We start from the raw sequence: 25,165 nt of genomic DNA, 5'->3' as shown, positions 1-25,165 counted from the left end.
ATTGCCACATATGAATCCGACCACAGGGAACCGCGCACCATGCCCGACAGCTGGATCGACCGCTTCGAGGGCCTCTCCCGGCTCCCTCCCGACATCCGTTCGGTCCTCGAGACAGGCAGCGCCATCGTGACCGTGCCCGCCGGCACCCCGATCTTCGAGCCGGGCAGCCGTCCCGGAAATTTCCTCCTGCTCCTCGACGGCACCGTCCGCGTGCAGCAGAAATCCGACACCGGGCGCGAGGTGATCCTCTACCGCGTCAACGCCGGCGAAAGCTGCGTGATGACCACCGCCTGCATGCTCGCCCACGAGGACTATTCCGCCGACGGCATCGCCGAGACCGACGTGACCGCCGTCGCCATCCCCCGCGCCGCCTTCGACGATCTGACGGGGCGCTCGCCGGCGTTCCGCGAATTCATCTTCCGCGCCTATTCGCGCCGCATCACCGATCTCTTCACCCTGATCGACGACATCGTGTTCCAGCGCATGGACGTGCGCCTCGCCGCCCGACTCCTGCAACTGGCGCAGGACGGCGACACGGTGAACGCCACCCACGCCTCCCTCGCCACAGAGCTTGGGACCGCGCGCGAGGTGGTGTCCCGCACGCTGGCGGAATTCCAGCGCCGCGGCTGGATCCAGCAGGGCCGCGGCACTGTCCTTCTCACCGGGCGCGAGGGTCTGAACCGCCTCGCCCGCACCTCGAACGATCGCTGAACGGCCGTCGGTGACCAAGTCACCGTCGGTCCCCGCCCCGCCGTGCCATCAAGGCAGCACAACGAGTCTCACGGAGGACACCGACATGACCACGAACATGGGCAAGATCGACCGGGGCCTGCGCCTCGCCCTCGCCGCGCTGCTGCTGATCTGGGCCTTCGCCACGCCCTGGGCAGCCTCGCCGCTGCTGCACTGGATCGCGGTGATCGTGGCGGGCGTCTTCGCCGTCACCTCGCTGGCGGGCAACTGCCCCGCCTATTCCATCGTCGGGCTGAACACCTGCCCGCGCAAATGACCGACCCAATGGAGGACCTCATGAAGGACACCGCAGACACCACCCTCAGGCCCGAGGTCACCGGCTTCTTCGACGACGCCACCAATACCGTGACCTACGTCGTCAAGGACCCGGGCTCCAACGCCTGCGCCATCGTCGATTCCGTCATGGACATCGACTATGCCGCCGGGCGGATCACCTACGACCACGCCGACCGGATCATCGACTTCATCCGCCGGAACGACCTCAGGGTCGAGTGGCTGATCGAGACCCATGTCCATGCCGACCACCTCTCCGGCGCGCCCTATCTCCAGCGCGAGCTGGGCGGCAAGCTCGGGATCGGGCGCAACATCACCATCGTGCAGGAAACCTTCGGCAAGATCTTCAACGAAGGCACCGAGTTCCAGCGCGACGGCAGCCAGTTCGACGCGCTGTTCGAGGACGGCGACACCTACGAGGTCGGCGGCATGACCTGCACCGCCCTGCACACGCCGGGCCATACGCCCGCCTGCATGACCCATGTCATGGGCGACGCGGCCTTCGTCGGGGACACGCTCTTCATGCCCGACTTCGGGACGGCCCGCTGCGATTTCCCCGGCGGCTCCTCCGAGGCGCTCTACGAGTCGATCCAGAAGATCCTCGCCCTGCCGGACGAGACCCGCATCTTCGTCGGCCACGACTACCTGCCCCCGGACCGCGACAGCTACTTCTGGGAGACGACCGTGGCCGAGCAGAAGGCCCGCAACATCCATGTGGGCGAAGGCAGGACCAAGGACGAGTTCGTAGAAATGCGCGACGCCCGAGACGCGACGCTGGCCATGCCGCGGCTGATCGTGCCCTCGCTCCAGGTGAACATGCGCGCCGGCAACCTGCCGCCCGAGGACGACAAGGGGAACGTCTTCCTCAAGGTGCCCGTCAACAAGCTGTGATCGCCGGAGACCTCTCCCGGTGCATGGCCTGTGCACACCCGGTGCACGGGCCTGACCGGCGGCCCTCCCCGAGGCGCCGCCGGTTTCCGCCCCCCGACCGGTCACACGGTCGCGACCGCGGGCGCCCCGAGCAACACCCACAGGCCCGCCGATTCGGCGGCCCGGTGACACGATAATCCTCGCGAGCGGCGCGGGCGGGGGGCATCCTCGCCCCCGGCGCCTCCCGCGTCCCAGATCGGACCCCCGGCACGATGTCCCGCCTCTCCCGCTACCTGCCCATCCTCGACTGGGGCCGCCGCTACGACCGCGGCGCGCTCTCCAACGACCTGATCGCCGCCGTGATCGTGACGATCATGCTGATCCCCCAGTCGCTGGCCTACGCGCTCCTCGCGGGCCTGCCGCCCGAGGCCGGCATCTATGCCTCGATCGTGCCGATCCTGCTCTATTCCGTCTTCGGAACCTCCCGCGCGCTCGCGGTGGGTCCGGTCGCCGTCGTCTCCCTGATGACCGCCGCCGCCATCGGGCAGGTGGCCGAACAGGGCACCATGGGCTATGCCGCCGCGGCCCTGACCCTCGCGCTCCTGTCGGGCGCGATGCTGCTCCTGATGGGCGTCTTCCGCCTCGGCTTCCTCGCCAGCTTCCTCAGCCATCCCGTCATCGCGGGCTTCATCACCGCCGCCGGCATCCTGATCGCGGCAAGCCAGCTCCGCCACATCCTCGGCATCGAATCGGACGGCCATACCCTCATCGAGATCGTGGCCTCCCTCGTCTCCAACCTGCCCGAGACGAACCTGCCCACCCTGATCATCGGCGTCACCGCCACCGCCTTCCTCTTCTGGGTCCGCAAGGGGCTGAAACCGCTCCTGCGCTCCCTCGGCCTGCCGGCCCGCGCCGCCGACATCGCCACCAAGGCGGGTCCCGTCCTCGCCGTCGTCGTCACGACGCTGGCGGTCTGGGGTCTCTCCCTCGGGGACCGGGGCGTGGCCATCGTCGGCGCGGTGCCGCAAAGCCTGCCGCCCCTGACCCTCCCCGCCTTCTCCCCCGATCTTCTGGGTGCCCTGTTCCTTCCCGCCCTGATGATCTCGATCATCGGGTTCGTGGAATCGATCTCCGTCGCCCAGACGCTCGCCGCCAAGAAGCGCCAGCGCATAGACCCGGACCAGGAGCTGATCGGCCTCGGCGCCGCCAACGTGGGCGCGGCCTTCACCGGGGGCTATCCCGTCACCGGCGGTTTTGCCCGGTCGGTCGTGAACTTCGACGCGGGCGCCGAGACCCCCGCCGCGGGCGCCTTCACCGCCGCTGGCCTCGCCATCGCCGCCGTGGCCCTGACGCCGCTGGTGTTCTTCCTGCCCAAGGCCACGCTCGCCGCCACGATCATCGTGGCGGTCCTGTCGCTCGTCGATTTCAGCATCCTGCGCAAAACCTGGCGCTATTCCCGCGCCGATTTCGCCGCCGTCGCCGCCACGATCCTCCTGACCCTCGCCCTCGGGGTAGAGGCCGGCGTGTCCGCAGGCGTCGTCCTCAGCCTCGTGCTGCACCTGATGAAGACCTCGAAACCCCATGTCGCCGAGGTCGGCCTCGTCCCCGGAACCCACCACTTCCGGAACATCCACCGCCACGAGGTCACCACCGACCCCGCCATCGTGACCCTCCGCCCCGACGAGCGGCTCTACTTCGTCAACGCCCGCTTCCTCGAGAACCTCATCCTCGACCGCGTGGCCCGCAACAAGGAAATCCGCCACGTCGTGCTCATGTGCGCCGCGATCAACGAGATCGACTTCTCCGCCCTCGAAAGCCTCGAGGCCCTGAACGAGCGGCTGAAGGACGCGGACATCGGCCTGCACCTGAGCGAGGTGAAGGGCCCCGTGATGGACCGGCTCAAGGCGACCCACTTCCTCGAGGACCTGAACGGCAAGGTGTTCCTCTCGCAATACGACGCCTGGTGTGCGCTGACGGAGCCCCGCGACACCCCCCGCGCGGCCGAGTAGCCCGGCCCGATTCGCGAGAAACACGCGGTCTCCGGCCCGGTTAACAACGCCGTCCGACAGCGGACGGCGGTCCGTCTGGGGCGCCGAAACCTATCCCGTTTCCGCCCTCTCCGGCGCCGCCTTCAATCGGCGCCGGTTGCGAAATTTCATTTACTCTTCATTTACTTAACCTGTGCCTAATCATCTTCGAGGCGCCAGCCCGACCGGCTCGGTGCCCCCGCGCTGGAGGCGCACCGAAGATGACGATGCAGTCGGCGATGCCGGACCTCTTCCCCCGGGCACACCGGCCGGGTCTCTACCGCGCCCGGGGAAAACGCGCCCTTGATCTTCTCGTGGTCGCGCTCCTCCTGCCCCTGGCGCTGCCGCTCGCGGGACTGCTCATCGCCCTGACGTGGCTCGATGGCGGCCGGCCGATCTATTCCCAGCCCCGGATCGGTCGCCATGGACAGGCGTTCCGCTGCCACAAGATCCGCACGATGCGACCCGATGCCGAGGCGCGGCTCGCGGGTGTTCTCGCCGCCGACGCCCGCCTTGCCGCCCAATGGGCCGCCACGCAGAAGCTGACCGAGGATCCCCGCGTGACCCGTCTCGGCGCGCTCCTGCGCCGCTCCAGCCTCGACGAGCTGCCGCAGCTCTGGAACGTCCTGCGCGGTGACATGAGCCTCGTGGGCCCGCGTCCCGTCGTGCCGGGCGAACTGCCCCGCTACGGCACGGCCGCGGCGGACTACACCTCCGTCCGCCCCGGCATCTCCGGGCTCTGGCAGGTGACGGGCCGCAACGCCACCTCCTACGCCGACCGCGTCGCCCTCGACACCGCCTACATCCGCGCCCAGTCCCTCGCCCTCGACCTGCGCATCCTGTTGCGCACGGTCGGCGCGGTCGTCCGGCGCACCGGCCACTGACACGGCTAGGCCCGGCCCCCTCCCCGCGCTAAGCCGGTTCCATGATCGGCAAGCTCGAGATGTTCATCGCCCTCGCCCACGAGCGCCACTTCGGCCGCGCCGCCGAAAGCCTCGGCATCACCCAGCCCACCCTCTCCACCGGCATCCGTCAGCTCGAGGAACAGCTCGGAGTGAAGCTGGTGCAGCGCGGCTCCCGCTTCGGCGGGCTGACGCCCGAGGGCCAGCGCGCGCTGGTCTGGGCGCGCCAGATCGTCGGCGACGCGCGGCGGCTCAGGGACGAGATGCGCGCGCGCCGCGAGGGCCTGTCGGGCAACCTTCGCCTCGCCGTGATCCCCACCGCGCTCACCTGGGCCGCCCGCCTCGCCCACCGCTTCCAGCGCCGCCACCCCAATGTCGATTTCACCATCCTCTCCCGCCCCTCGAACGAGATCCTGACCCTGCTCGAGGATCTCGAGATCGACGCCGGCATCTCCTACCTCGACAACGAGCCGCTGGGCCGCGTCTCCACCCAGGAACTCTACCGCGAGCGCTACGCCCTTCTCTGCCAGCCGGACCACCCGCTCGCCGGACGCGCCGCCCTCGACTGGGCCGAGATCGGCACCACCCAGCTCTGCCTTCTGACGCCCGACATGCAGAACCGCCGGATCGTGAACCGCCACCTCATGGAGGCGGGTCTCTCGCCCCGGATCGGCACAACGTCGAATTCCACCGTCGTCCTCGCCAGCCTCGTCGCCGCCGGCGGATGGGCGACGATTCTGCCGACGGGCCTCGCCGCCTATCTCGCCGAGGGCCACGGGCTGAGCCATATCCCCATCGGCCCCGCCGATCCGGGCCATGCCGTGGGCCTCGTCGCAGCCCATCAAAAGCCCCATACCCCGGTGCTCCAGTCGCTTCTCGCGGAGGCACGGTCGCTTTCGGAACGGGACGACGCTTGATAGAGAGACCCTATCGAGCGACGGCACTCCGATATTGAAACGAAATGCATCTGCGGGCACAACGGCCCATGACCCGGTCCGGACTCCAGATGACACACGCCCCTGATACCGCGGACCTCCGCGCCCTGATCGCCCCGCATCTCGGCCGCGAGGGACCGATGCTGCCGATCCTTCACGCGGTGCAGGAGGCCCATGGCCATGTCCCGCAGGCCGCGGTGCCGGTCATCGCCGAGGCGCTGAACCTGACCCGGGCCGAGGTGCACGGCGTGGTCAGCTTCTACCACGACTTCCGCGACTCCCCCGCCGGAAGGCACATGCTGAAGATCTGCCGCGCCGAAGCCTGCCAGGCGATGGGCGGCGCAGCCTTGTCCGAGGCGGTGCTGGAGAAACTCGGCCTCGCCTGGGGCGGCACCACGCCCGACGGCGCGCTGACGGTGGAGCCGGTCTACTGCCTCGGCCTCTGCGCCTGCGCGCCCGCCGTGATGCTCGACGGCCGCGTCCATGGCCGGGTCGACGCCGCCCGCCTCGACGCCCTGCTGGCGGAGGCGCGGGCATGAGGATCTACGTCTCCCGCGACAGCGCCGCGAGGGCCGTGGGCGCCGATGCCGTGGCCGCGGCGCTCGAGGCGGAGATCGCCGCGCGCGGGCTCGACGCCCGGGTGATCCGCACCGGCAGCCGCGGCATGGTCTGGCTGGAGCCGCTGGTGGAAGTGGACCGCGGCGCGGGCCGCATGGCTTACGGGACCGCGACGCCCGATCAGGCCGCGGCGATCCTGGACGGCGCCGCCGACAGCCTCGGACCCACCGAAGACCTCGACTGGATGCGCCGCCAGACGCGGCTGACCTTCGCCCGTTGCGGCGTGATCGACCCCCTCGACCTCGCCGATTACGAAGCCCACGGCGGCCTTGCCGGCCTGCGCCGCGCCGTGGCCATGAACGGGCAGGAGATCGTGAACGAGGTAAAGACCTCGGGCCTGCGCGGCCGCGGCGGCGCGGGCTTTCCCACGGGCATCAAGTGGCAGACCGTCCACGACGCTCCCGGAGACCGCAAGTACATCGTCTGCAACGCCGACGAGGGCGACAGCGGAACCTTCGCCGACCGCATGATCATGGAGGGCGATCCGTTCTGCCTCATCGAGGGCATGGCCATCGCCGCCCTCGCGGTGGGCGCCACCCAAGGCTACATCTACCTCCGCTCCGAATATCCCGACGCCATCGCGGTGATGGAGGAGGCGATACGCCTCGCCCGCTCGGCGGGCCTCCTCGGCCCGTCCATCCTCGGGAGCGCCCGCGCCTTCGACATGGAGGTCCGCGTCGGCGCGGGCGCCTATGTCTGCGGCGAGGAAACCTCCCTGCTGAACTCCCTGGAAGGCAAGCGCGCCGTCGTGCGCGCCAAGCCCCCCCTGCCCGCTCTCGAGGGCCTCTTCGGCCGGCCCACCGTGGTCAACAACGTCATCTCCCTCGCCACCGTCCCTGTGATCCTGGAAAAGGGCGCCGCGCAATACGCCGCCTTCGGCCTCGGCCGCTCCCGCGGCACGATCCCGATCCAGATCGCCGGCAACGTCGCCCGCGGCGGCCTCTTCGAGACCGCCTTCGGCACGACCCTCGGCGCGCTGATCCACGACATCGCCGGCGGCACGGCGACAGGCCGGCCCGTGAAGGCGGTGCAGGTCGGCGGCCCCCTCGGGGCCTACATGAGCGCGGGCGAGTTCGGCACGCCCTTCGGCTACGAGGAGTTCGACGGCGCCGGCGGGCTGATCGGCCATGCCGGGATCGTGGTCTTCGACGACACGGCGGACATGGGCGCCATGGCCCGCTTCGCCATGGAATTCTGCGCCGTGGAAAGCTGCGGCAAGTGCACCCCCTGCCGCATCGGCGCCGTGCGCGGCGTCGAGACCGTGGACCGCATCCGCCGGGGAGACGCCTCGGCGATCCCGCTGCTGACGGATCTCTGCGAGACGATGAAGGACGGCTCGCTCTGCGCGCTCGGGGGGTTCACGCCCTACCCGGTGATGTCGGCGCTACGCAAGTTTCCCGAGGATTTCGGTCCGGTGCGGGAGGCGGCGGAATGAGCGCGGTCATGCGGGTTTCGCCGCCTGCGGCGGCGACACGCCGGGGGAGGCTCCGCCTCCCCCGGACCCCCTCCGGGAGTATTTCCGGCCAGATGAAGACCACGGAGTCGTGAGATGAAGGATTTCGTCATTCCCTGGGACGACCGGGACATGGGCACGCCCGCGAAGACCGGCGCGCCGGTGACGCTGACCGTGGACGGCTTTGCAGTGACCGTGCCCGAGGGCACGAGCGTGATGCGGGCGGCGGCGGAGGCGGGGCTGCAGATCCCCAAGCTCTGCGCCACCGACAGCGTGGAGGCCTTCGGCTCCTGCCGGCTCTGCGTGGTGGAGATCGAGGGGCGGCGCGGCACGCCCGCCTCCTGCACCACGCCCGTGGCCGAGGGCATGGTCGTGCGCACCCAGTCCGACCGGCTCATGAAGCTCCGCAAGGGGGTGATGGAGCTCTACATCTCCGACCACCCGCTCGACTGCCTGACCTGCGCGGCCAACGGCGATTGCGAGCTGCAGGACATGGCCGGCGCCGTGGGCCTGCGCGACGTGCGCTACGAGGCGGGGGACAACCATTTCGAGACCCGTCAGGGCGGCCACGAGAACCCGCTCTACATCGCCGAGGACGACAGCAACCCCTATTTCACCTACGATCCCGCGAAATGCATCGTCTGCTCGCGCTGCGTCCGGGCCTGCGAGGAGGTGCAGGGGACCTTCGCCCTGACGATAGAGGGCCGGGGCTTCGACAGCCGCGTCTCGGCGGGCATGGCCGGCGACGACTTCATGTCCTCGGACTGCGTCTCCTGCGGCGCCTGCGTTCAGGCCTGCCCCACCGCCACGCTGCAGGAGAAATCCGTCATCGAGCTCGGTACGCCCACGCGCAGCGTGATCACCACCTGCGCCTATTGCGGCGTCGGCTGTTCGTTCAAGGCGGAGCTCAACGGGGACCGGCTGGTGCGCATGACCCCCTGGAAGCACGGCAAGGCCAACCGGGGCCACAGCTGCGTCAAGGGCCGCTTCGCCTATGGCTATGCCAGCCACGGCGACCGCATCCTCAGCCCGATGATCCGCGACAGCATCCATGACCCCTGGCGCGAGGTGAGCTGGGAGGAGGCCATGGCCTTCACCGCCCGGCGCCTGACCGCCATCGCCGAGACCCGCGGCCAGAAGGCCCTGGGCGTCATCACCTCGAGCCGCTGCACCAACGAGGAAACCTATCTCGTCCAGAAGCTCGCCCGCGCGGTATTCCGCAACAACAACACCGACACCTGCGCGCGGGTCTGCCATTCGCCCACGGGCTATGGCCTCGGCCAGACCTTCGGCACTTCCGCCGGCACGCAGGATTTCGACAGCGTGGCGCAGGCCGATGTCGTGGTCGTCATCGGCGCCAACCCCACCGACGGGCATCCCGTCTTCGCCTCCCGCCTGAAGAAGCGCCTGCGGCAGGGCGCGAAGCTCATCGTCATCGACCCGCGCCGCATCGACCTCGTGCGCCAGCCGCACATCGAAGCCGCCCACCACCTGCCGCTCAGACCCGGCACCAACGTGGCGGTCGTCTCGGCCATGGCCCATGTCATCGTCACCGAGGGGCTCATGGACGAGGCCTTCATCCGCGCCCGCTGCGACTGGGACGAGTTCCAGGACTACGCCGCCTTCATCTCCGATCCGCGCCATGCGCCCGAGGCCACCGAGATGCTCACCGGCGTGCCCGCGGCCGAGCTGCGCGCCGCGGCCCGGCTCTATGCCACGGGCGGCAACGGGGCGATCTACTACGGCCTCGGCGTGACCGAGCACAGCCAGGGCTCCACCACCGTCATGGGCATCGCCAACCTCGCCATGCTGACCGGCAACGTGGGCCGCGCGGGCACCGGGGTGAACCCGCTCCGGGGCCAGAACAACGTGCAAGGCTCCTGCGACATGGGCAGCTTCCCGCACGAATTGCCGGGCTACCGGCATGTGAAGAGCCCGGAGGTGCGCGCCATCTACGAGGCGCTCTGGGGCGTGGAGATCGACCCCGAACCGGGCCTCCGCATCCCCAACATGCTCGACGCCGCCGTGGAGGGGACCTTCAAGGCGCTCTATGTCCAGGGCGAGGACATCCTGCAGTCGGACCCCGACACGAAGCACGTCTCGGCGGGCCTCGCCGCCATGGACTGCGTCATCGTCCACGATCTGTTCCTGAACGAGACCGCGAATTACGCCCATGTCTTCCTGCCGGGCAGCACCTTCCTCGAGAAGGACGGGACCTTCACCAATGCCGAGCGGCGCATCAACCGGGTCCGCGAGGTGATGAAGCCCCGGAACGGCTACGCCGACTGGGAGGTGACGCAGCTTCTGGCGAACGCTCTCGGCGCGGGCTGGACCTACACACATCCCTCCCAGATCATGGACGAGATCGCCGCCACCACGCCCAGCTTCGCCGGCGTCAGCTACGAACTGCTGGAGGAGAAGGGCAGCGTCCAGTGGCCCTGCAACGCGGCCCATCCCGAAGGCACGCCGCTCATGCATGTGGACGGCTTCGTGCGCGGCAAGGGACGGTTCATCGTCACCGAATACGTGCCAACGGACGAAAGGACCGGCCCGCGCTTTCCGCTCCTGCTGACGACGGGGCGGATCCTGTCGCAATACAACGTCGGCGCCCAGACCCGGCGCACGGCCAACAGCGTCTGGCACTCGGAGGACCTGCTGGAGATCCACCCCCACGACGCCGAACTGCGCGGCATCAAGGAGGGCGACTGGGTCAAGCTCGCCTCCCGCTCGGGCGAGACGTCGCTCCGCGCGACCCTCACCGACCGCGTGGCGCCCGGCGTCGTCTACACGACCTTCCACCATCCCGGCACACAGGCCAACGTCATCACCACCGACTATTCCGACTGGGCGACGAACTGCCCGGAATACAAGGTGACGGCGGTGCAGGTCTCCGCCTCCAACGGGCCGACCGACTGGCAGGAGAGCTACGACGCCTTCTCGACCCGCTCGCGCCGCGTGCTTCCGGCGGCGGAATGACCTGGCGGCGGGCAGAGACCGCCCGGGGCCGCGCGATCCGGCCCGAGGGCGCGCGCGATGTGACGCGGACCCTGCCCGAGGAGACGCCGGTGGCGCTGGTCTACGACGGCTCGACCCAGGCCGTGATGATGGCGACCCCCGCCGACATCGCGGATTTCGCGGTGGGCTTCACCCTGACCGAGGGCTTCGCCGAGGCCGGCGAGATCGGCGAGGTGGAGGTCTTGCTGCATCCGCGCGGCATCGAGGCCCGCCTCTGGCTGCCCGAGCACCGCCGCGCGGCCCTCGCCCGCAGGCGCCGCGCCATGGCCGGCCCCGTGGGCTGCGGCCTCTGCGGCATCGACAGCCTCGATGAGGCGACCCGCGCCCTGCCCGCCGTGCCGGAGGGCGCGCGCTTCACCGCCGCCGAGATCACGAACGCCGCGGACGACCTGCGCGGCCACCAGCCGCTCCACGACCTGACCCGCGCCGTCCATGCCGCAGGCTTCCTGCTGCCCGGCGAGGGCATCGTCCTGGCGCGCGAGGATGTCGGCCGGCACAACGCGCTCGACAAGCTGATCGGCGCGCTGGCCCGCGCCGGGATCGACGCGGGGCAAGGCGCCATCGTGCTGACCAGCCGCGTCTCCACCGAAATGGTGCAGAAGACCGCCATGGCCGGCTGCCCGGTGCTCGTGGCCGTCTCCGCCCCCACCGCCCATGCCCTCAGGCTGGCCGAGGGCTGCGGCCTGACGCTCGCCGCCTTCGCGCGGGCCGGCGGCGTCGATCTCTACGCCCATCCCCACCGCATCCTGACGGAGGCCGCCGATGTCGCCTGAGAAGATGGTGACCATGGCGAACCAGATCGCCACCTTCTTCGCGAGCCAGCCCGAGGCGGACCGCGCCGCCCGCGTCGCCGCCCATGTCAACGACTTCTGGGAGCCGCGCATGCGCCGCCAGCTCCTCGACCACATCGCGGCGGGCGGCGCGGGCCTGAACCCGCTGGTCATCGAGGCCGCCGCACAGATCCGCGAACCCGCCTGACCGCCTTGCCCCTGCCCGCCTGCCGGGTAGGGTGCGCGCCGGGAGGACCGAAATGCCCCGCATCGTCTGCATCGGCGAAGCCATGCTCGAGCTGTCCGAGGCGCCCGAGCCCGATCTCTGGCGCATGGGCGTGGCCGGAGACACGCTGAACACCGCCTGGTACCTGCGCGAGCTGCTCGCCGCGGACTGGCAGGTCGACTACCTCACCCGCCTCGGCACCGATCCCTTCTCGGACCGCATCGCCCGCTTCATCGCCTCCTCGGGCATCGGCACGGGCCATATCACGCGCGATCCGGCCCACGGCCCCGGGCTCTACGCCATTTCCCTCGACAAGGGAGAGCGCAGCTTCACCTACTGGCGCGCCACCTCCGCCGCGCGCCACCTCGCCGACGACGAGGACGCGCTCGATGCAGCCCTGGACGGCGCGGCGCTCGCCTACCTCTCCGGCATCACCCTCGCGATCCTCGCCGAGGACCGCCGCGCCGCGCTGCTGCAGCGCATCGCCGCCGCGGGTGTGCCGCTGGCCTACGATTCGAACTACCGCCCCCGCCTCTGGGAGGACGCGGACACCGCCCGCGCCTGGGGCGAGGACGCCGCCCGCGCCGCCGCCTATGTCCTGCCCTCCGCCGACGACGAGGCCGCCCTCTTCGGCGACGACACCCCCGACGCGACCGCCGCCCGCTACGCCGCCATCGGCCCCGAGACCGTGGTCAAGACCGGCGGCGGCCCCGTCGCGCTGGGCACCGGCGAGACGGTGACGGAACTGCCGAAGGTCGATCCCGTCGACACCACCGGCGCGGGCGACAGCTTCAACGCAGGCTACCTCGCCGCCCGCCTCTGCGGCGCAGACCCGCGGGACGCCGTCCGACGGGCCCACGCCCTCGCCTCCCGCGTGGTGCAGGGCAAGGGCGCGCTCGTCCCCGCTGGACGGCAGGACGCCGCCGGGCAATAGTCCCGACATGCCCAAGATCCTGATCCTCAACGGCCCCAACCTGAACCTCCTCGGCGCCCGCCAGCCCGAGATCTACGGCCGCGAGACCCTGGACGACGTCGCCGCCGCCTGCGCCTCGCTCGGCACGTCCCTCGGCCTCGACACCGACCTGCGCCAGTCGAACCACGAGGGCCAGCTCGTCGACTGGATCCAGGAGGCACGCGGCACGGCGGCGGGCATCGTCATCAACCCGGGCGCCTATACCCACACCTCCATTGCCATCCTCGACGCGCTCAACGCCTTCGACGGGCCGGTAATCGAGGTCCATGTCTCGAACGTGCACAGGCGCGAGGACTTCCGCCGCCACTCCTACGTCTCGCTGCGCGCGGACGGAGTCATCGCGGGTTTCGGCACCGAGGGCTACACACTCGCCCTGCGCCGCATGGCCAGCCTCGTTCCGGGGGCCAAGCCGGGCTGAAACCCGGCTTACGCCAAAGCCCAACAGGGTCGCGAAGATGTAGGCCGGGCCTCGGCCCGGCACCCCCGCAAGAACCCGACCGTTCCGCAAGGCCGTAGGCCGGGCCTCGGCCCGGCACCCCTGCCCTCACCTCTTCGGCTGGTCGTCGTAATCGTCCGACAGGATCCTGTGCCGGTCCCCGTCCGGATCGTCGTACTGCTTCGACCTCAGCGTCCACCAGAAGGCACCGAGGCCCAGAAGCCCCAGACCCAGCGACACCGGGATCAGAATGGCCAGCACATCCATCAGCGGGTCCTCAACGCGTTCACCGACACCACGATGGAGGAGGTAGACATCGCGATCGCCGCCGCCAAGGGGCTGGCGAACCCCATGAAGGCGATCGGCACGCAGACCACGTTGTACAGCGCCGCCGCCGCGAAATTCTCCTTGATCCGCCGCTGCGCGACCCGGGCGATCCGCATCGCCTCTGCGACATTGCCGAGATCCCCCGCCACCAGCACCATGTCGGCGGCCACCCGCGTGGCCTCCAGCGCCGAGGCCGGGGCGATCGACACATGCGCCGCCGCCAGCGCGCCCACATCGTTCAGCCCGTCGCCCACCATCAGTACCCTGGCGCCGCCCGCCGTCAGACCGTCGATGGCCTCCGCCTTCTCGCCCGGCAGCATCGCCGCCTGCCAGTCCTCTATCCCCAGCTCGTCCGCCAGCGCGCGCACCGGCGCCTCCGCGTCGCCCGACAGCAGCGTGACCGGCACGCCCTTCGCTTTCAGAGCGGCCACCAGCTTCGCCGCGCCGGGGCGCAGCACGTCCTCGAACTCCAGCGCCACCGGCGCCTCACCCTCGACCGACAGAACCGTCCCCGATCCCTCCGCACCGACCCAGGCCGCCCGTCCCAGCCGCACCCGGCGCCCCTGCCAAAGCCCCTCGACGCCATAGCCCGGCGTCTCGCGGATGTCCGTCACGCGCACCTTCGGCAGGTCCCGCAACTCCGCCGCCGCCGCGATGGCGCGCGAGCGCGGATGGTCCGACCCCGCGGCCAACGCCGCCGCCAGCGCCAGCGTCTCGCGAGGCAGCCCGTCAGGGCCGACGAGCGCCGGCCGGCCCAGCGTCAGCGTCCCGGTCTTGTCGAACACGACGTGGGACACCTCCGACAGCCTCTCCAGCGCCGTGCCGTGCTTGACCAGCATCCCCAGCCGGAACAGCTTGCCCGAGGCCACGGTCGACACCGCCGGTACCGCCAGGCCCAGGGCGCAGGGGCATGTGATGATCAGCAGCGACACCGCGATCATCATCGAGGTGCGGAAATCGCCCGTGGCGCTCATCCAGGTCACGAACCCTGCCAGCGCCATGATGTGCACGAGCGGCGAATAGATCCTGCTCGCCCGGTTGGCGATGGAATTGTAGCGGCTCTTCGCCTCCTCCGCGACGGCCACGAGGTCGGCGAGGCCGTGCAGCAGCGTGTCCTCCCCCACCGCCGTGGCCCGCATCGTCAGCGGGCCGGTCAGGTTCACCTCGCCCGCGCGCAGCGTCTCGCCCTCGCCCACGGCGACCGGATCGGTCTCGCCTGTGAGGAAGGCCCGGTCGAGCTCGCTCGTCCCTTGCGTGACCACGCCGTCCACCGGCACCTTCGCCCCGGGCCGCACCAGCAGGAGATCGCCCACGGCGACCTCCTCGAGGCGCACCGTCTCGGTCCCCTCCCCCCCGATCCGCAGCGCCAGCGGCGCCTCGAGCGCGGCGAGCTCGGCGGCGGCAGACCGCGCCGTGCCCCGCATCTTCTGGTCGAGGAACCGCCCCGCCAGCAGGAAGAAGGTCAGAGAGATCGCCGCGTCGAAATAGGCGTGCTTGCCGCTCAGGATCGTCTCCGACAGCGACACGCCCGTCGCCAGCAGGATCGCCAGCGAAATGGGCACGTCCATGTTGAGCCGCCGCGCGCCCAGCGCCGCCGCGGCCGAGCGAAAGAACGGCTGGCCCGCGAACAGCACCGTGGGGATCGCGATGGCGGCGCTCAGCCAGTGAAACAGGTCGCGCGTCGCATCCGTCGCGCCGGACCAGACCGCCACCGACAGAAGCATCACGTTCATCATGGCAAAGCCCGAGACGCCGAGCCGCATCAGCAGGTCCCGCGCCGCCCGGTCGTTTTCCCCGGCGGACAGCGTGGCGCCGTCGAGCGGCATCGCCTCGAAGCCGAGCCGCCCCAGGTGCCGCACCAGCGCGTCCGGGTCGATCCCGTCCGCCACATGCACCGTCGCGCGCTTTCTCGTCAGGTTCACTCGCACGTCGTTGACGCCCGGCATCTGCATGAGACCCCGCTCGACGCCCGAGATGCAGGCGGCGCAATGGATCGTCGGCAGCGACAGCTGCACCTGCTGGCCCTCCGCCCGCCGCGCCTCTTCCGCCCGCCGGGCGATCTCCGGCAGCGCGACGCATCCGGGACAGGCGCCGCCGCCGCCCGCGTCCTCGGCATAGGCCATCAGCGCACGTCCACGATCACGCGCTGACGGAATTCCGTACCGTTGTCGGCCAGTGCCGTCATCCTGAGGTTCCAGTTGCCCGGCCCGCCGTCGACGACGGCGCGATGGACCTGCCCGTCAAAGGCGAAGTCCGGCGACTGGTCCCAGGCCACCGAGGTTGCCTTGCCGAAGATCGCGCTGATCCGCTCCGGCGTGACCGGCGCGCCGGCCTCGTCGGTGATCGCGAGGATCAGCTCGTCGCCCTCCAGCGTCACGGCGACGTCCCAGCCCAGCGCCTCCTGCGCGGCGCGGCGGATGTCGAATTCCTGGCTCGCGACGTAGGAATTCTTCACCTCGACGCCGGAAAAGGTCCGGACCGCCTGGGTCGCCAGCACCAGGTTGACCCCGATGATGATGCTGAAGGCGCCGACGAACGCCCCCAGCACGTGGATACCCCTGATCTCCATGGCCTAGTCCTCTCCTCGTCCGACGAAATGGGTGTCCTGGTGCGCGCGCTCGCCGTTGGTCATGTCCGTGACCCAGAACCGGAATTCCGTGCGTGCGCCCTCCGCCGGGTCCGAACCCGGGGGTGCGGTGACATAGACGCGCTGCAGCACCATCTCCTGCGCGGGCACCGACACGGCCTCGTAGGGCGTGCCCTCCAGCGTCACGCGCAGCGCGGGATCGCCCGTCAGGGTGATGCGGAACGGCCGCTCGTCGCCGTGCTTGTTGCGCAGCCGCACCTCGTAGGCGTTGCGCACCGTGCCGTCCGACAGGGTGACGTAGGTCGGGTTCCGCACCGCCGCGACGGTCAGCTCCAGCTCGGGCCGGACGAAGAGCGCCACCACCAGCGCCACGCCCACCAGCGACCAGAGCGAGGTGTAGACGATGGTCCTCGGTCGGAAGATATGCCGCCAGATCTGCGTCGGCGGGGCCCCCGCCCGCTCCGCCGCCTCGTCCTGCAGCGCGAAATAGTCGATGAGCCCCCGCGGCTTGCCGATCTTCGCCATGACATCGTCGCAGGCGTCGATGCACAGCCCGCAGGTGATGCACTCCAGCTGCTGCCCGTCCCGGATGTCGATGCCCATGGGGCAGACGTTCACGCAGGCGTTGCAGTCGATGCAGTCGCCGAGGTTGTCCGATCCCTCCGCCTTGCGGTGCTTGCCGCGCGGCTCTCCGCGCCAGTCGCGATAGCCGATGGTGATGGTGTCCTCGTCCATCATCGCCGCCTGGATGCGCGGCCAGGGGCAGGCGTAGATGCAGACCTGCTCCCGCGCGATCCCGCCCATGAAGACTGTCGTGAAGGTCAGGATCGCCATGGTCGTGTAGGCCACCGGATGGGCCTGCCCGGTGACCAGGTCCACCAGCAGCGTCGGCGCATCGGCGAAGTAGAAGACCCACGCGCCCCCGGTGGCCAGCCCGATCAGCGCCCAGACGACGTATTTCGTCAGCCTCAGCCGCGCCTTCTTCAGCGACCAGGGCGCCTTCCACAGCCGCACCCGGGCGTTGCGGTCGCCGTCGATCCAGCGCTCCGTCAGGATGAAGAGGTCGGTCCAGACGGTCTGCGGGCAGGTGTAGCCGCACCAGACCCGACCCAGCGCCGAGGTGAAGAGGAACAGCCCGAGCCCCGCCATGACCAGCAGTCCGGCCACGAAATAGAATTCGTGCGGCCAGATCTCGATCCAGAAGAAGTAGAACCGCCGGTTCGCAAGGTCGAGCAGCACCGCCTGGTTCGGCAGGTCCGGCCCCCGGTCCCAGCGGATCCACGGCGTCAGGTAGTAGATGCCCAGTGTCACGATCATGATCCACCACTTCATGCGGCGGAAGAACCCGTCGACCCGGCGCGGAAAGACGGGAACACGGCTGGCATAGAGACTCGGGGTCTCGGATTGGCTCATATGGACGTCCTGCCGTTCGCAAACCTGTGGCTACGATGATCCTTTTAATCGCCCCCTCCCCGGGAACCTTGATTCAGGTCAATCGCCCGTCCCCGCGCCCGCCGCCGCGGCCCCGCGCGTTTTGACGCAGCCGCCTCGGGGTCTAGGTCACAGGGCAGTCACAGGTCAGACATCGGGAGACACCGCCATGGCCCAATCCACCGAGCGACCGGGATCGCGGCTCATGGACCGCGCGGAATACGCGGCGAAACCGAGGCCGCTGACGCGCGGCCCCGACGCCACCGTGGCCGAGGCGGTCGCCGCCATGTCGGACCGCAACTACGGCTGCGTCGTGGTCGTCGATGGTGACGATCGGGTCACCGGGATCGTCACCGAGCGCGACGTGATGAACAAGCTGGTCGGCAAGGGCCTCGACCCGAACACCACCAGGCTCTCCGACATCATGACCCGGGATCCCCGCCTTGCGAAGGAAACCGACCAGATGCTCGACTGGCTGCGGATCATGTCCAACGAACGCTTTCGCCGCCTGCCGGTGGTCGACGAACAGGGACGGATCAAGGCGATCTTCACCCAGGGCGATTTCGTCAGCTACACTTGGCCCGACCTGATGCAGCAGATGAAGACCGTGGCCAAGGCGCAGATCGCCTCGAACTTCCACTACGTCCTGATCGGCGGCGGCATCCTGATCTACGTCCTGGCGATGATCGTGGTCCTGAACGGGACCTGACCCGTGAAAAAGGCGGCGCCGAAGCGCCGCCTCCCGGTCTTGCGGCAGGGCTGCGCCCCGGCTCACTCCTCGCCGCCGCCCAGCTGGTGGACATAGGCCGCGACCGCGTTCACCTCGGCCTGGGTCAGGCCCGGCTGGCGGAACTCGTCGAGCCAGGCCGGCATCACCCCGAAGCGCGAATAATAGACCGATTGGTAGATCGCCGCCTCGTCGCCGCCGAAGACCCAGATCGCATCCGTCAGGTTCGGCGCGCCCGTCCGTTCGTCGTCGGGGAAGTATTCCCCGTCGGGGTCCTCGGCCTGGAACTCGCGGGTGGCCATCAGGCTCCCCATCCCCTCGTTGCCGTGGCAGGAGGCGCAGTTGTCGAGGAAGACCTCCTCGCCCGCCGCCGCGAGATCCGCGTCGTGATCCTGCCCCGAGATCGCCAGCACATGCTGCACGACCTGGTTGATCTCGTCCCGCGACAGCAGGTCGTCGGCGCCGAAGGCCGGCATCTGCGACCAGCGCGCATCGGGGCTGTCCTCGTTGCGGATGCCGTGGGCGACGGTCCAGGCGATCTCGTCGATCCGCCCGCCCCAGATCCACGCATCGTCGATCAGGTTGGGAAAGCCGACCGCGCCGGCCGCACCCGACCCGTGACACTGCGAACACTGCGCGCGATAGACCGCCGCGCCCATGTTCACGGCATAGCTGTGCAGCGTTTCGTCCTCCGTGAGCGTCCGCAGGTCGGCCGAGGCCAGCTGCGCGTTGAGCTCGGCGTTCGCCATCTCCGCCTCGGCGATCTGGTCGGCGACCTGCGCCCGGGTCGAGAACCCGAGCACGCCGGCGGTGGCTCGGTTCACCAGCGGCCAGGCCGGGTAGGCGATGGTGTAGATCACCCCCCAGACGATCGTGGCGTAGAAGATCCACAGCCACCAGCGCGGAAGCGGGTTGTCGTACTCCTCGATCCCGTCCCAGCTGTGGCCGGTGGTGTCGGGGATGTTGGGATCCTTGTTCGGATCCTTGTGCTGGTCGCTCATGACCGCGCCTCCTTGTCGGCAGGCTCGAGCGCCGGCCTGTCATCGTTGCGGAACGGCGTGCTGGCCGCATCGTCATGGATGGCCCGCGATCCGGGTCGGAACACGAACAGCACCGCAAAGACGTAGCCGGAGAAAAGGGCGATCACCGGCCAGCTCGCGATCAGACTTTCAACGAAGGTCCGTTCTTCCATCACATCCTCCTCACCGGCTCGCGTCGGGCGTGAAGGTCGAGAAATCGACGAGCGTGCCCAGCATCTGCAGGTAGGCAATCATCGCATCCATCTCGGAAATGCCTGGACGACCGTCGAAATTCCGAACCTGCGCGCCCGGATACCGGGCCAGCAGCGCGTCGTAATTGTCGGAGAACGGGTCCACCTGCGCCTCGAAATCGGCGCGGGCGTTCTCGATCATCTCGTCGGTATAGGGCACGCCCACCATGCGGTTGGCGCGCAGCAGATCCTCGATATAGGTCGCGTCGATCAGCCGGTCGTCGAGATAGCCATAGTTCGGCATCACCGACTCGGGCACGACCGCCTGCGGATCGTTGAAGTGCAGGACGTGCCACTCGTCCGAATAGCGCCCTCCGACGCGGGCGAGGTCGGGCCCCGTCCGCTTCGAGCCCCACTGGAACGGATGGTCGTACATCGACTCGGCGGCAAGGCTGTAGTGCCCGTAGCGTTCCACCTCGTCCCGCATCGGGCGGATCATCTGGCTATGGCAGACATAGCAGCCCTCGCGGATGTAGATCTCCCGCCCCGTCAGCTCGAGCGGGGAGTAGGGGCGCATGCCCTCCACGTCCTCGATCGTGTTCTCGAGGTAGAAGAGCGGCGCGATCTCCACGATGCCGCCCACCGTAACCACCGCGAAGGAGGCGGCGAGCAGCAGCGTGGCGTTCTTTTCGAGAACCTTGTGCTTTTCGAGAATGCCCATCGGTCCCCCTCCTTATTCGGCCGGAGTGGCGGCGGAGGCGACAGGCTTCGCAGCCTGCTGGCCCCGGACCGTCATCCAGAGGTTGTAGCACATGATGACCGCCCCGGTGAGGTAGAGGACCCCGCCGAGCCCGCGCACCACGTACATCGGGAACTTGGCGCTGACCGTGTCGGCGAAGGAGTTCACGAGGAAGCCCTGCGCATCGACCTCACGCCACATCAGGCCTTCCATGATGCCCGTGACCCACATCGACGCGGCGTAGAGCACGATGCCGATGGTCGCGAGCCAGAAGTGCCAGTTCACCAGCGCATAGGAATAGAGCCGCTCGCGGTTCCACAGCCTCGGCGTCAGGAAGTAGAGCGCCGCGAAGGTGATCATCCCGTTCCAGCCCAGCGCGCCGGAATGGACATGGCCGATGGTCCAGTCGGTGTAGTGCGAGAGGCTGTTGACCGCCCGGATCGACATCATCGGGCCCTCGAAGGTCGACATGCCGTAAAAGCCGATGGAAATGACCATCATCCGGATGATCGGGTCGGTGCGGATCTTGTCCCAGGCGCCCTGCAGCGTCATCAGGCCGTTGATCATGCCGCCCCACGACGGCATCCACAGCACGATCGAGAACACCATCCCCAGCGTCGACGCCCAGTCGGGCAGCGCCGTGTAGTGCAGGTGGTGCGGTCCCGCCCAGATGTAGAGGAAGATCAGCGCCCAGAAGTGGATGATGCTGAGCTTGTAGCTGAACACCGGCCGCTCGGCCTGCTTCGGCACGAAATAGTACATCATGCCGAGAAAGCCCGCCGTCAGGAAGAAGCCCACGGCGTTGTGCCCGTACCACCACTGCACCATGGCATCCTGCACGCCGGAATAGATGATCACCGACTTGGACCCCCAGATCGACACCGGGATCGCCAGGTTGTTGACGACATGGAGCATCGCCACCGTCACGATGAACGACAGGAAGAACCAGTTCGCCACGTAGATGTGCGGCTCCTTGCGCTTGATGATCGTGCCGAGGAACACCGCCAGATAGGCCACCCAGACGATCGTCAGCCACAGGTCCACGTACCACTCGGGCTCCGCGTATTCCTTCGATTGGGTGACCCCCAGAACGTAACCCGTCGCCGCCAGCACGATGAAGAGCTGGTAGCCCCAGAACACGAACCACGCGAGATTGCCGCCCCACAGCCGCGCCGCGCTCGTCCGCTGCACGACGTAGAACGAGGTGCACAAGAGCGCGTTGCCCCCGAAGGCGAAGATCACCGCCGAGGTGTGCAGCGGCCTGAGCCGCCCGAAGTTCAGATAGCCCTGCGCCCAGTCGAAGTTGAGCTGCGGAAACGCCAGCTGGAACGCGATGAACACGCCGACCAGGAATCCGACCACGCCCCAGAGGGCTGTGGCGATGACGCCGGCGCGGATGACACCGTCGCTATAGGCGGTCTGATCCACCGCCGGCTTGTCCTCGCCGATCTGCCGCACGTACCAGATGAACAGGCCGGCGGCGACCGCGAAGACGATCAGAGCATGGATCTGGTAGGCCAGATCCCGTCCCCAGTTCGCGGCAAGCGCCGCGACCAGAGCGACGATGCCCAGGATCGCAATCTTGATCCAATCCCACATGTCGAGCGTTCCCCTTTGTTGGCCCACAGCGGAATGCGGGCATCTCGTGGGGCCGGTATCGGCGCGCGGGGGGGATCGCCGCCTTGATCCACATCAAGGCATCCGCGGATGGCATCGGCGAGATTTTGTCTGCGGGGCGCGGACTGCGCGGGCATGTTGTCGCACTGGCCCGCCACCATCCGCAGGCGCCCCCTCGACGAAAGGACCTGGACCATGGCCTTCAAGACGATTTCGATGGTCGTCACCGATTCACGGCACGAACGGGGCCTGATCCGCGCCGCCCTCACCCTTTCCGAGGATCTCGGCGCGCATCTCGACATCTACTGCCTGGCGATCGACCCGACCCACTTCGAACCGCTGCCCGCAGGCACCTCCACCATGCTCCTGGAGGCGTCGAGCGCCGAGACCCGCGACCGCGCGAGGGAGATCGCGACCTGGGTCGAGGATCACCTGCCCTCGGGCACCTACAAGATCGGGGTCGAACCCGTGGTGCTGCCGCAGCTCGGCCTCGAAAGCGGGCTCGGACGGATGCTGCGCTATTCCGACCTGATGATCTGCCGCCGTCCCTACGGCAAGGGCGGCTCCCCGCTCCTCGTGCAGGTGCTCGAGGCGGCCCTGTTCCAGCGCGGCGTGCCGGTCCTCGTGGTGCCGCCGCAGATGGACAGCCTGCCCGCGCCCCGCAAGATCATGATCGCATGGGACAACAGCGACGGCGCGATGGCCGCGATCCGGCAGGCGATGCCGTTCCTGACCGCGGCGGAACTCGTCAACGTGGTGATGGTGGATCCGCCCCGCACGGCGCCCGACCGGTCCGATCCGGGCGGCGGCATCGCTCAGAAACTGGCGCGTCACGGCGTCCATACCGAGGTCTCGATCGTGTCCCAGACCCAGGCCCGGGTCTCCGACTGCCTCTTGCGCCACGCCCGCGAACAGGGGCTCAACCTCGTCGTCATGGGCGCCTACGGACACAGCCGCCTGCGCGAGGCGCTTCTCGGCGGACCGACCCGGAACATGCTTCAGGATGCGGAAATCCCGATCCTGATGGCCCACTGAGGCGGCCGGTGTCCCGGCCAGCCCCTCCAGTGCCGCGCCCCATGCGGCGCGGCGCCCGTCGCTCAGGCGACCACGCCTCCGTCGACGTCGTCGCCGGTCTCCTCGATCAGGCGGGCCATGTCGGGCACCTCTATGCGCCGCTTGCCATGCAGCACGATGATTCCCTCGCGCTTAAGCGCGGAGACCTGGCGGCTCACCGTCTCCAGCGTCAGCCCGAGGTAGTCCGCCATCGCCTCCCGCGTCAGCGGCAGATCGACCATCACCGGGCCGACCGGCTTGGTCAGGCCGATCGACAGTTCCCGCCGCGCCACGATGGCCAGAAGGCTCGCGATCTTCTCCCGCGCGGTCTTGCGGCCGAGAATCAGCATCCACTCCCGCGCCGCGTCCAGCTCGTCGAGCGTCATGTCCAGAAGCCGCTGCGCGATGTGCGGCGTCGAGTGCATGAGCTTCTCGAACGGACGGCGCCGGAAACAGCACAGGGTCACTTCGCTCACGGCCGTCACGTCATAGGCGGAGGTCTCGCGGCCCGGCCGGCCGATGAAATCGGACGCAAGAAGCAGTCCGACCATCTGCGTCCGGCCGTCTTCCATGGTCTGGCTCAGCGTCGCGGCGCCCCGCACGACGGAGGCGACGAAGCTCATCTCGTCGCCGGCCCAGATGATCGGATGCCCGGATTCGTAGGTGCGATAGTACTTGATCTCTTCCAGCAGCCGCAGTTCGTCGGCATCGCAATTCGCGCAGACAGCGCGATGCCGGATCGGGCAACTGTCACAGCTCTGCTCGAGGGCCGCCTCGCTCATCCCACTGCCTCCAGGAGTCATAAAGTGTCTAGCCAACTAGACACTAGCATATCGAAAGCCGTTCCATGAAGCCCTCAAGCTCGCTCAAGAACCTCGGTCTACTCGACGCCCGCGTGCCCCGCTACACCAGCTATCCCCCGGCCAATCACTTCACCGGGGTCGGCGCCGGGACCGTGTCCGACTGGATGGGGGCCATAGAACCTGAGTCTGAGATATCTCTTTATGTTCATGTGCCTTATTGTCGGAACCTCTGCTGGTTCTGCGCCTGCCGGACCCAGGGCACGGCGACCGACAGGCCCCTCGTTCCCTATCTCGAGACCCTGACGCAGGAGCTGCGGATGGTCGGAGAGCGCCTGCCGGACACGGTGACACTGCGTCACATCCACCTCGGCGGCGGCACGCCGACGATCCTTCCGCCCGACCTTCTCGACCAGCTCTGCGAATCGATTCGGGGTCTCCGCCCCTGGGCTCCGGAGGCGGAATTCTCCGTCGAGATCGACCCGACCGAGATCGACGAGGCGCGGATCGCCGTGCTCGCCCGGCAGGGCATGACCCGGGCATCCATCGGCGTGCAGGATTTCGACCCGGTGGTGCAGGAGGCGATCGGCCGCCGCCAGCCCTACGACCTCACCCGCGAGGTGACCGGCTGGCTGCGCGCCGCCGGCATCCGGTCGCTCAACATGGACGTGCTCTACGGCCTGCCGCACCAGACCCGCGCGCGCCTGACCGCCTCGGTGCAGCGCGTCATGTCGCTGGAGCCCGACCGCATCGCGCTCTTCGGCTATGCCCATGTGCCCTGGATGGCCAAGCGCCAGCAGCTCATCCCGACAGAGGCCCTGCCCGACGCCGAAGCCCGGCTCGACCTCTTCGAGACGGCGCGCAGGCTTCTCGCCTGGGACGGGTACCGCGCCATCGGGATCGACCATTTCGCCCGCGACGGCGACAGCCTCGCCGAAGCCGATCGGCGCGGCACGCTCCGGCGCAACTTCCAGGGTTACACCGACGACCAGTGCGAGACCCTGGTCGGCGTCGGCGCCTCCGCCATCTCCCGCTATCGCCAGGGCTACGCCCAGAACGAGAGCACCTCCTCGCGCTACAGCGCCGCCGTGGCCGAAGGCGGCCTGCCCATCGCGCGCGGCCATGTCTTTTCCGCCGAGGACCGGCTGCGCGGGGCGATGATCGACGAGATCATGTGCCGCTTCGCCCTCGACCTTCCTGCCCTGTCGGCCCGGTTCGGCGTGCCCCTGCGGCGTCTCGAGGAGATGGCCGCCCCCCTGCGCGAAAGGTTCGCCGACGTGCTCCGGGTCGAGAACGGCCGCCTCGAGATCGTCCGCCACCAGGCGCTCCTGGCGCGGCTGATGGCCAACGCCCTCGACGCTTACGTCATGCCCGAAGGCCGCCACAGCCGCGCGCTCTGACGGCACGCCGGCCCGGCCCGGCTCAC

The 25,165-nt window shown here is 69.1% G+C and carries 25 protein-coding genes; 16 read left to right on the top strand and 9 right to left on the bottom strand.

Features of this window, described 5'->3' with window-relative positions; all coding sequences use genetic code 11:
• The first annotated feature begins 39 nt into the window (after positions 1-39).
• The 13 genes from EAT49_RS18510 to aroQ all read left to right on the top strand — a co-directional run bounded on the left by EAT49_RS18510 (position 40) and on the right by aroQ (position 13,230).
• Positions 40-711: a Crp/Fnr family transcriptional regulator gene (locus tag EAT49_RS18510; protein WP_123643796.1), complete on the top strand. Its 672-nt coding sequence runs from the start codon at positions 40-42 to the stop codon at positions 709-711.
• A gap of 85 nt (positions 712-796) precedes the next feature.
• Positions 797-1,006, top strand: coding sequence for a YgaP family membrane protein (locus tag EAT49_RS18505; protein ID WP_123643795.1), 210 nt, complete (start codon positions 797-799; stop codon positions 1,004-1,006).
• 20 nt (positions 1,007-1,026) lie between these two features.
• The gene (locus tag EAT49_RS18500) at positions 1,027-1,914 is read left to right on the top strand and encodes an MBL fold metallo-hydrolase (RefSeq protein ID WP_123643794.1); all 888 of its coding nucleotides are present in this window, start codon (positions 1,027-1,029) and stop codon (positions 1,912-1,914) included.
• 251 nt (positions 1,915-2,165) lie between these two features.
• Entirely contained in the window at positions 2,166-3,902 is a 1,737-nt protein-coding gene (locus EAT49_RS18495) for a SulP family inorganic anion transporter (RefSeq protein ID WP_123643793.1), read from the top strand.
• A gap of 239 nt (positions 3,903-4,141) precedes the next feature.
• Positions 4,142-4,804 (top strand): sugar transferase, encoded by a 663-nt coding sequence (locus tag EAT49_RS18490; protein WP_123643792.1) that lies wholly within the window; start codon positions 4,142-4,144, stop codon positions 4,802-4,804.
• Between the two features lie 41 nt (positions 4,805-4,845).
• Positions 4,846-5,739 (top strand): LysR family transcriptional regulator, encoded by an 894-nt coding sequence (locus EAT49_RS18485; RefSeq protein WP_123643791.1) that lies wholly within the window; start codon positions 4,846-4,848, stop codon positions 5,737-5,739.
• An 89-nt stretch (positions 5,740-5,828) separates the two neighbouring features.
• A complete protein-coding gene (locus EAT49_RS18480; protein WP_123643790.1) occupies positions 5,829-6,296 on the top strand; it encodes a formate dehydrogenase subunit gamma in 468 nt (155 codons plus the stop codon).
• Positions 6,293-7,810 (top strand): NADH-ubiquinone oxidoreductase-F iron-sulfur binding region domain-containing protein, encoded by a 1,518-nt coding sequence (locus tag EAT49_RS18475; RefSeq protein ID WP_123643789.1) that lies wholly within the window; start codon positions 6,293-6,295, stop codon positions 7,808-7,810. The genes EAT49_RS18480 and EAT49_RS18475 overlap by 4 nt, the downstream gene beginning before the upstream one ends.
• Positions 7,811-7,924: 114 nt before the next feature.
• Positions 7,925-10,804 (top strand): formate dehydrogenase subunit alpha, encoded by a 2,880-nt coding sequence (gene fdhF, locus EAT49_RS18470; protein WP_123643788.1) that lies wholly within the window; start codon positions 7,925-7,927, stop codon positions 10,802-10,804.
• The gene (gene fdhD, locus EAT49_RS18465; RefSeq protein WP_123643787.1) at positions 10,801-11,616 is read left to right on the top strand and encodes a formate dehydrogenase accessory sulfurtransferase FdhD; all 816 of its coding nucleotides are present in this window, start codon (positions 10,801-10,803) and stop codon (positions 11,614-11,616) included. Before fdhF ends, fdhD begins: the two co-directional genes overlap by 4 nt.
• Positions 11,606-11,821, top strand: coding sequence for a formate dehydrogenase subunit delta (locus EAT49_RS18460; RefSeq protein WP_123643786.1), 216 nt, complete (start codon positions 11,606-11,608; stop codon positions 11,819-11,821). The genes fdhD and EAT49_RS18460 overlap by 11 nt, the downstream gene beginning before the upstream one ends.
• A 52-nt stretch (positions 11,822-11,873) precedes the next feature.
• On the top strand, positions 11,874-12,773 hold the full coding sequence (locus EAT49_RS18455; protein ID WP_123643785.1) for a sugar kinase: 900 nt from the start codon (positions 11,874-11,876) through the stop codon (positions 12,771-12,773).
• A 7-nt stretch (positions 12,774-12,780) separates the two neighbouring features.
• On the top strand, positions 12,781-13,230 hold the full coding sequence (aroQ, locus tag EAT49_RS18450; protein WP_123643784.1) for a type II 3-dehydroquinate dehydratase: 450 nt from the start codon (positions 12,781-12,783) through the stop codon (positions 13,228-13,230).
• A gap of 126 nt (positions 13,231-13,356) precedes the next feature.
• Here the strand turns inward: aroQ and ccoS are convergent, their stop codons facing one another.
• From ccoS to ccoG, 4 genes are read right to left on the bottom strand one after another with little or no spacing between them, the layout of a single operon-like run.
• On the bottom strand, positions 13,357-13,515 hold the full coding sequence (ccoS, locus tag EAT49_RS18445; protein WP_123643783.1) for a cbb3-type cytochrome oxidase assembly protein CcoS: 159 nt from the start codon (positions 13,513-13,515) through the stop codon (positions 13,357-13,359).
• Positions 13,515-15,698, bottom strand: a complete 2,184-nt coding sequence (locus EAT49_RS18440) for a heavy metal translocating P-type ATPase (RefSeq protein ID WP_123643782.1) — start codon at positions 15,696-15,698, stop codon at positions 13,515-13,517. Before EAT49_RS18440 ends, ccoS begins: the two co-directional genes overlap by 1 nt.
• Positions 15,698-16,144: a FixH family protein gene (locus EAT49_RS18435; protein ID WP_123643781.1), complete on the bottom strand. Its 447-nt coding sequence runs from the start codon at positions 16,142-16,144 to the stop codon at positions 15,698-15,700. Before EAT49_RS18435 ends, EAT49_RS18440 begins: the two co-directional genes overlap by 1 nt.
• A 3-nt stretch (positions 16,145-16,147) precedes the next feature.
• Positions 16,148-17,575, bottom strand: coding sequence for a cytochrome c oxidase accessory protein CcoG (gene ccoG / locus EAT49_RS18430; RefSeq protein ID WP_123643780.1), 1,428 nt, complete (start codon positions 17,573-17,575; stop codon positions 16,148-16,150).
• Between the two features lie 187 nt (positions 17,576-17,762).
• Between ccoG and EAT49_RS18425 the strand changes: the two genes are divergently transcribed.
• Positions 17,763-18,302: a CBS domain-containing protein gene (locus EAT49_RS18425; protein WP_123643779.1), complete on the top strand. Its 540-nt coding sequence runs from the start codon at positions 17,763-17,765 to the stop codon at positions 18,300-18,302.
• 62 nt (positions 18,303-18,364) lie between these two features.
• On the opposite strand, the gene ccoP is transcribed toward EAT49_RS18425, so the two are convergent.
• The 4 genes from ccoP to ccoN are packed head-to-tail and all read right to left on the bottom strand — an operon-like array spanning position 18,365 to position 21,868.
• Positions 18,365-19,321, bottom strand: a complete 957-nt coding sequence (ccoP, locus tag EAT49_RS18420; protein ID WP_123643778.1) for a cytochrome-c oxidase, cbb3-type subunit III — start codon at positions 19,319-19,321, stop codon at positions 18,365-18,367.
• Positions 19,318-19,512 (bottom strand): cbb3-type cytochrome oxidase subunit 3, encoded by a 195-nt coding sequence (locus EAT49_RS18415; RefSeq protein WP_123643777.1) that lies wholly within the window; start codon positions 19,510-19,512, stop codon positions 19,318-19,320. The genes ccoP and EAT49_RS18415 overlap by 4 nt, the downstream gene beginning before the upstream one ends.
• Positions 19,513-19,522: 10 nt before the next feature.
• On the bottom strand, positions 19,523-20,251 hold the full coding sequence (gene ccoO, locus EAT49_RS18410) for a cytochrome-c oxidase, cbb3-type subunit II (RefSeq protein WP_123643776.1): 729 nt from the start codon (positions 20,249-20,251) through the stop codon (positions 19,523-19,525).
• Positions 20,252-20,263: 12 nt separating this feature from the next.
• A complete protein-coding gene (ccoN, locus tag EAT49_RS18405) occupies positions 20,264-21,868 on the bottom strand; it encodes a cytochrome-c oxidase, cbb3-type subunit I (RefSeq protein ID WP_123643775.1) in 1,605 nt (534 codons plus the stop codon).
• 213 nt (positions 21,869-22,081) lie between these two features.
• Here ccoN and EAT49_RS18400 point away from each other — a divergent pair, with 213 nt between their 5' ends.
• On the top strand, positions 22,082-22,921 hold the full coding sequence (locus EAT49_RS18400) for a universal stress protein (RefSeq protein WP_185020830.1): 840 nt from the start codon (positions 22,082-22,084) through the stop codon (positions 22,919-22,921).
• Between the two features lie 62 nt (positions 22,922-22,983).
• Here EAT49_RS18400 and fnrL read toward each other — a convergent pair whose 3' ends face one another.
• Positions 22,984-23,721, bottom strand: coding sequence for a transcriptional regulator FnrL (gene fnrL / locus EAT49_RS18395; RefSeq protein WP_123643773.1), 738 nt, complete (start codon positions 23,719-23,721; stop codon positions 22,984-22,986).
• A gap of 65 nt (positions 23,722-23,786) precedes the next feature.
• On the opposite strand from fnrL, the gene hemN reads away from it, so the two are divergent.
• Positions 23,787-25,139, top strand: coding sequence for an oxygen-independent coproporphyrinogen III oxidase (gene hemN / locus EAT49_RS18390; protein ID WP_123643772.1), 1,353 nt, complete (start codon positions 23,787-23,789; stop codon positions 25,137-25,139).
• The last annotated feature ends 26 nt before the right edge of the window (positions 25,140-25,165 follow it).

The organism is Histidinibacterium lentulum, assembly GCF_003789055.1.
Lineage (GTDB): Bacteria > Pseudomonadota > Alphaproteobacteria > Rhodobacterales > Rhodobacteraceae > Oceanicola > Oceanicola lentulus.
Note: the sequence above shows the minus strand (reverse complement) of the source record. Positions and strands in the feature narration are given on the sequence as shown.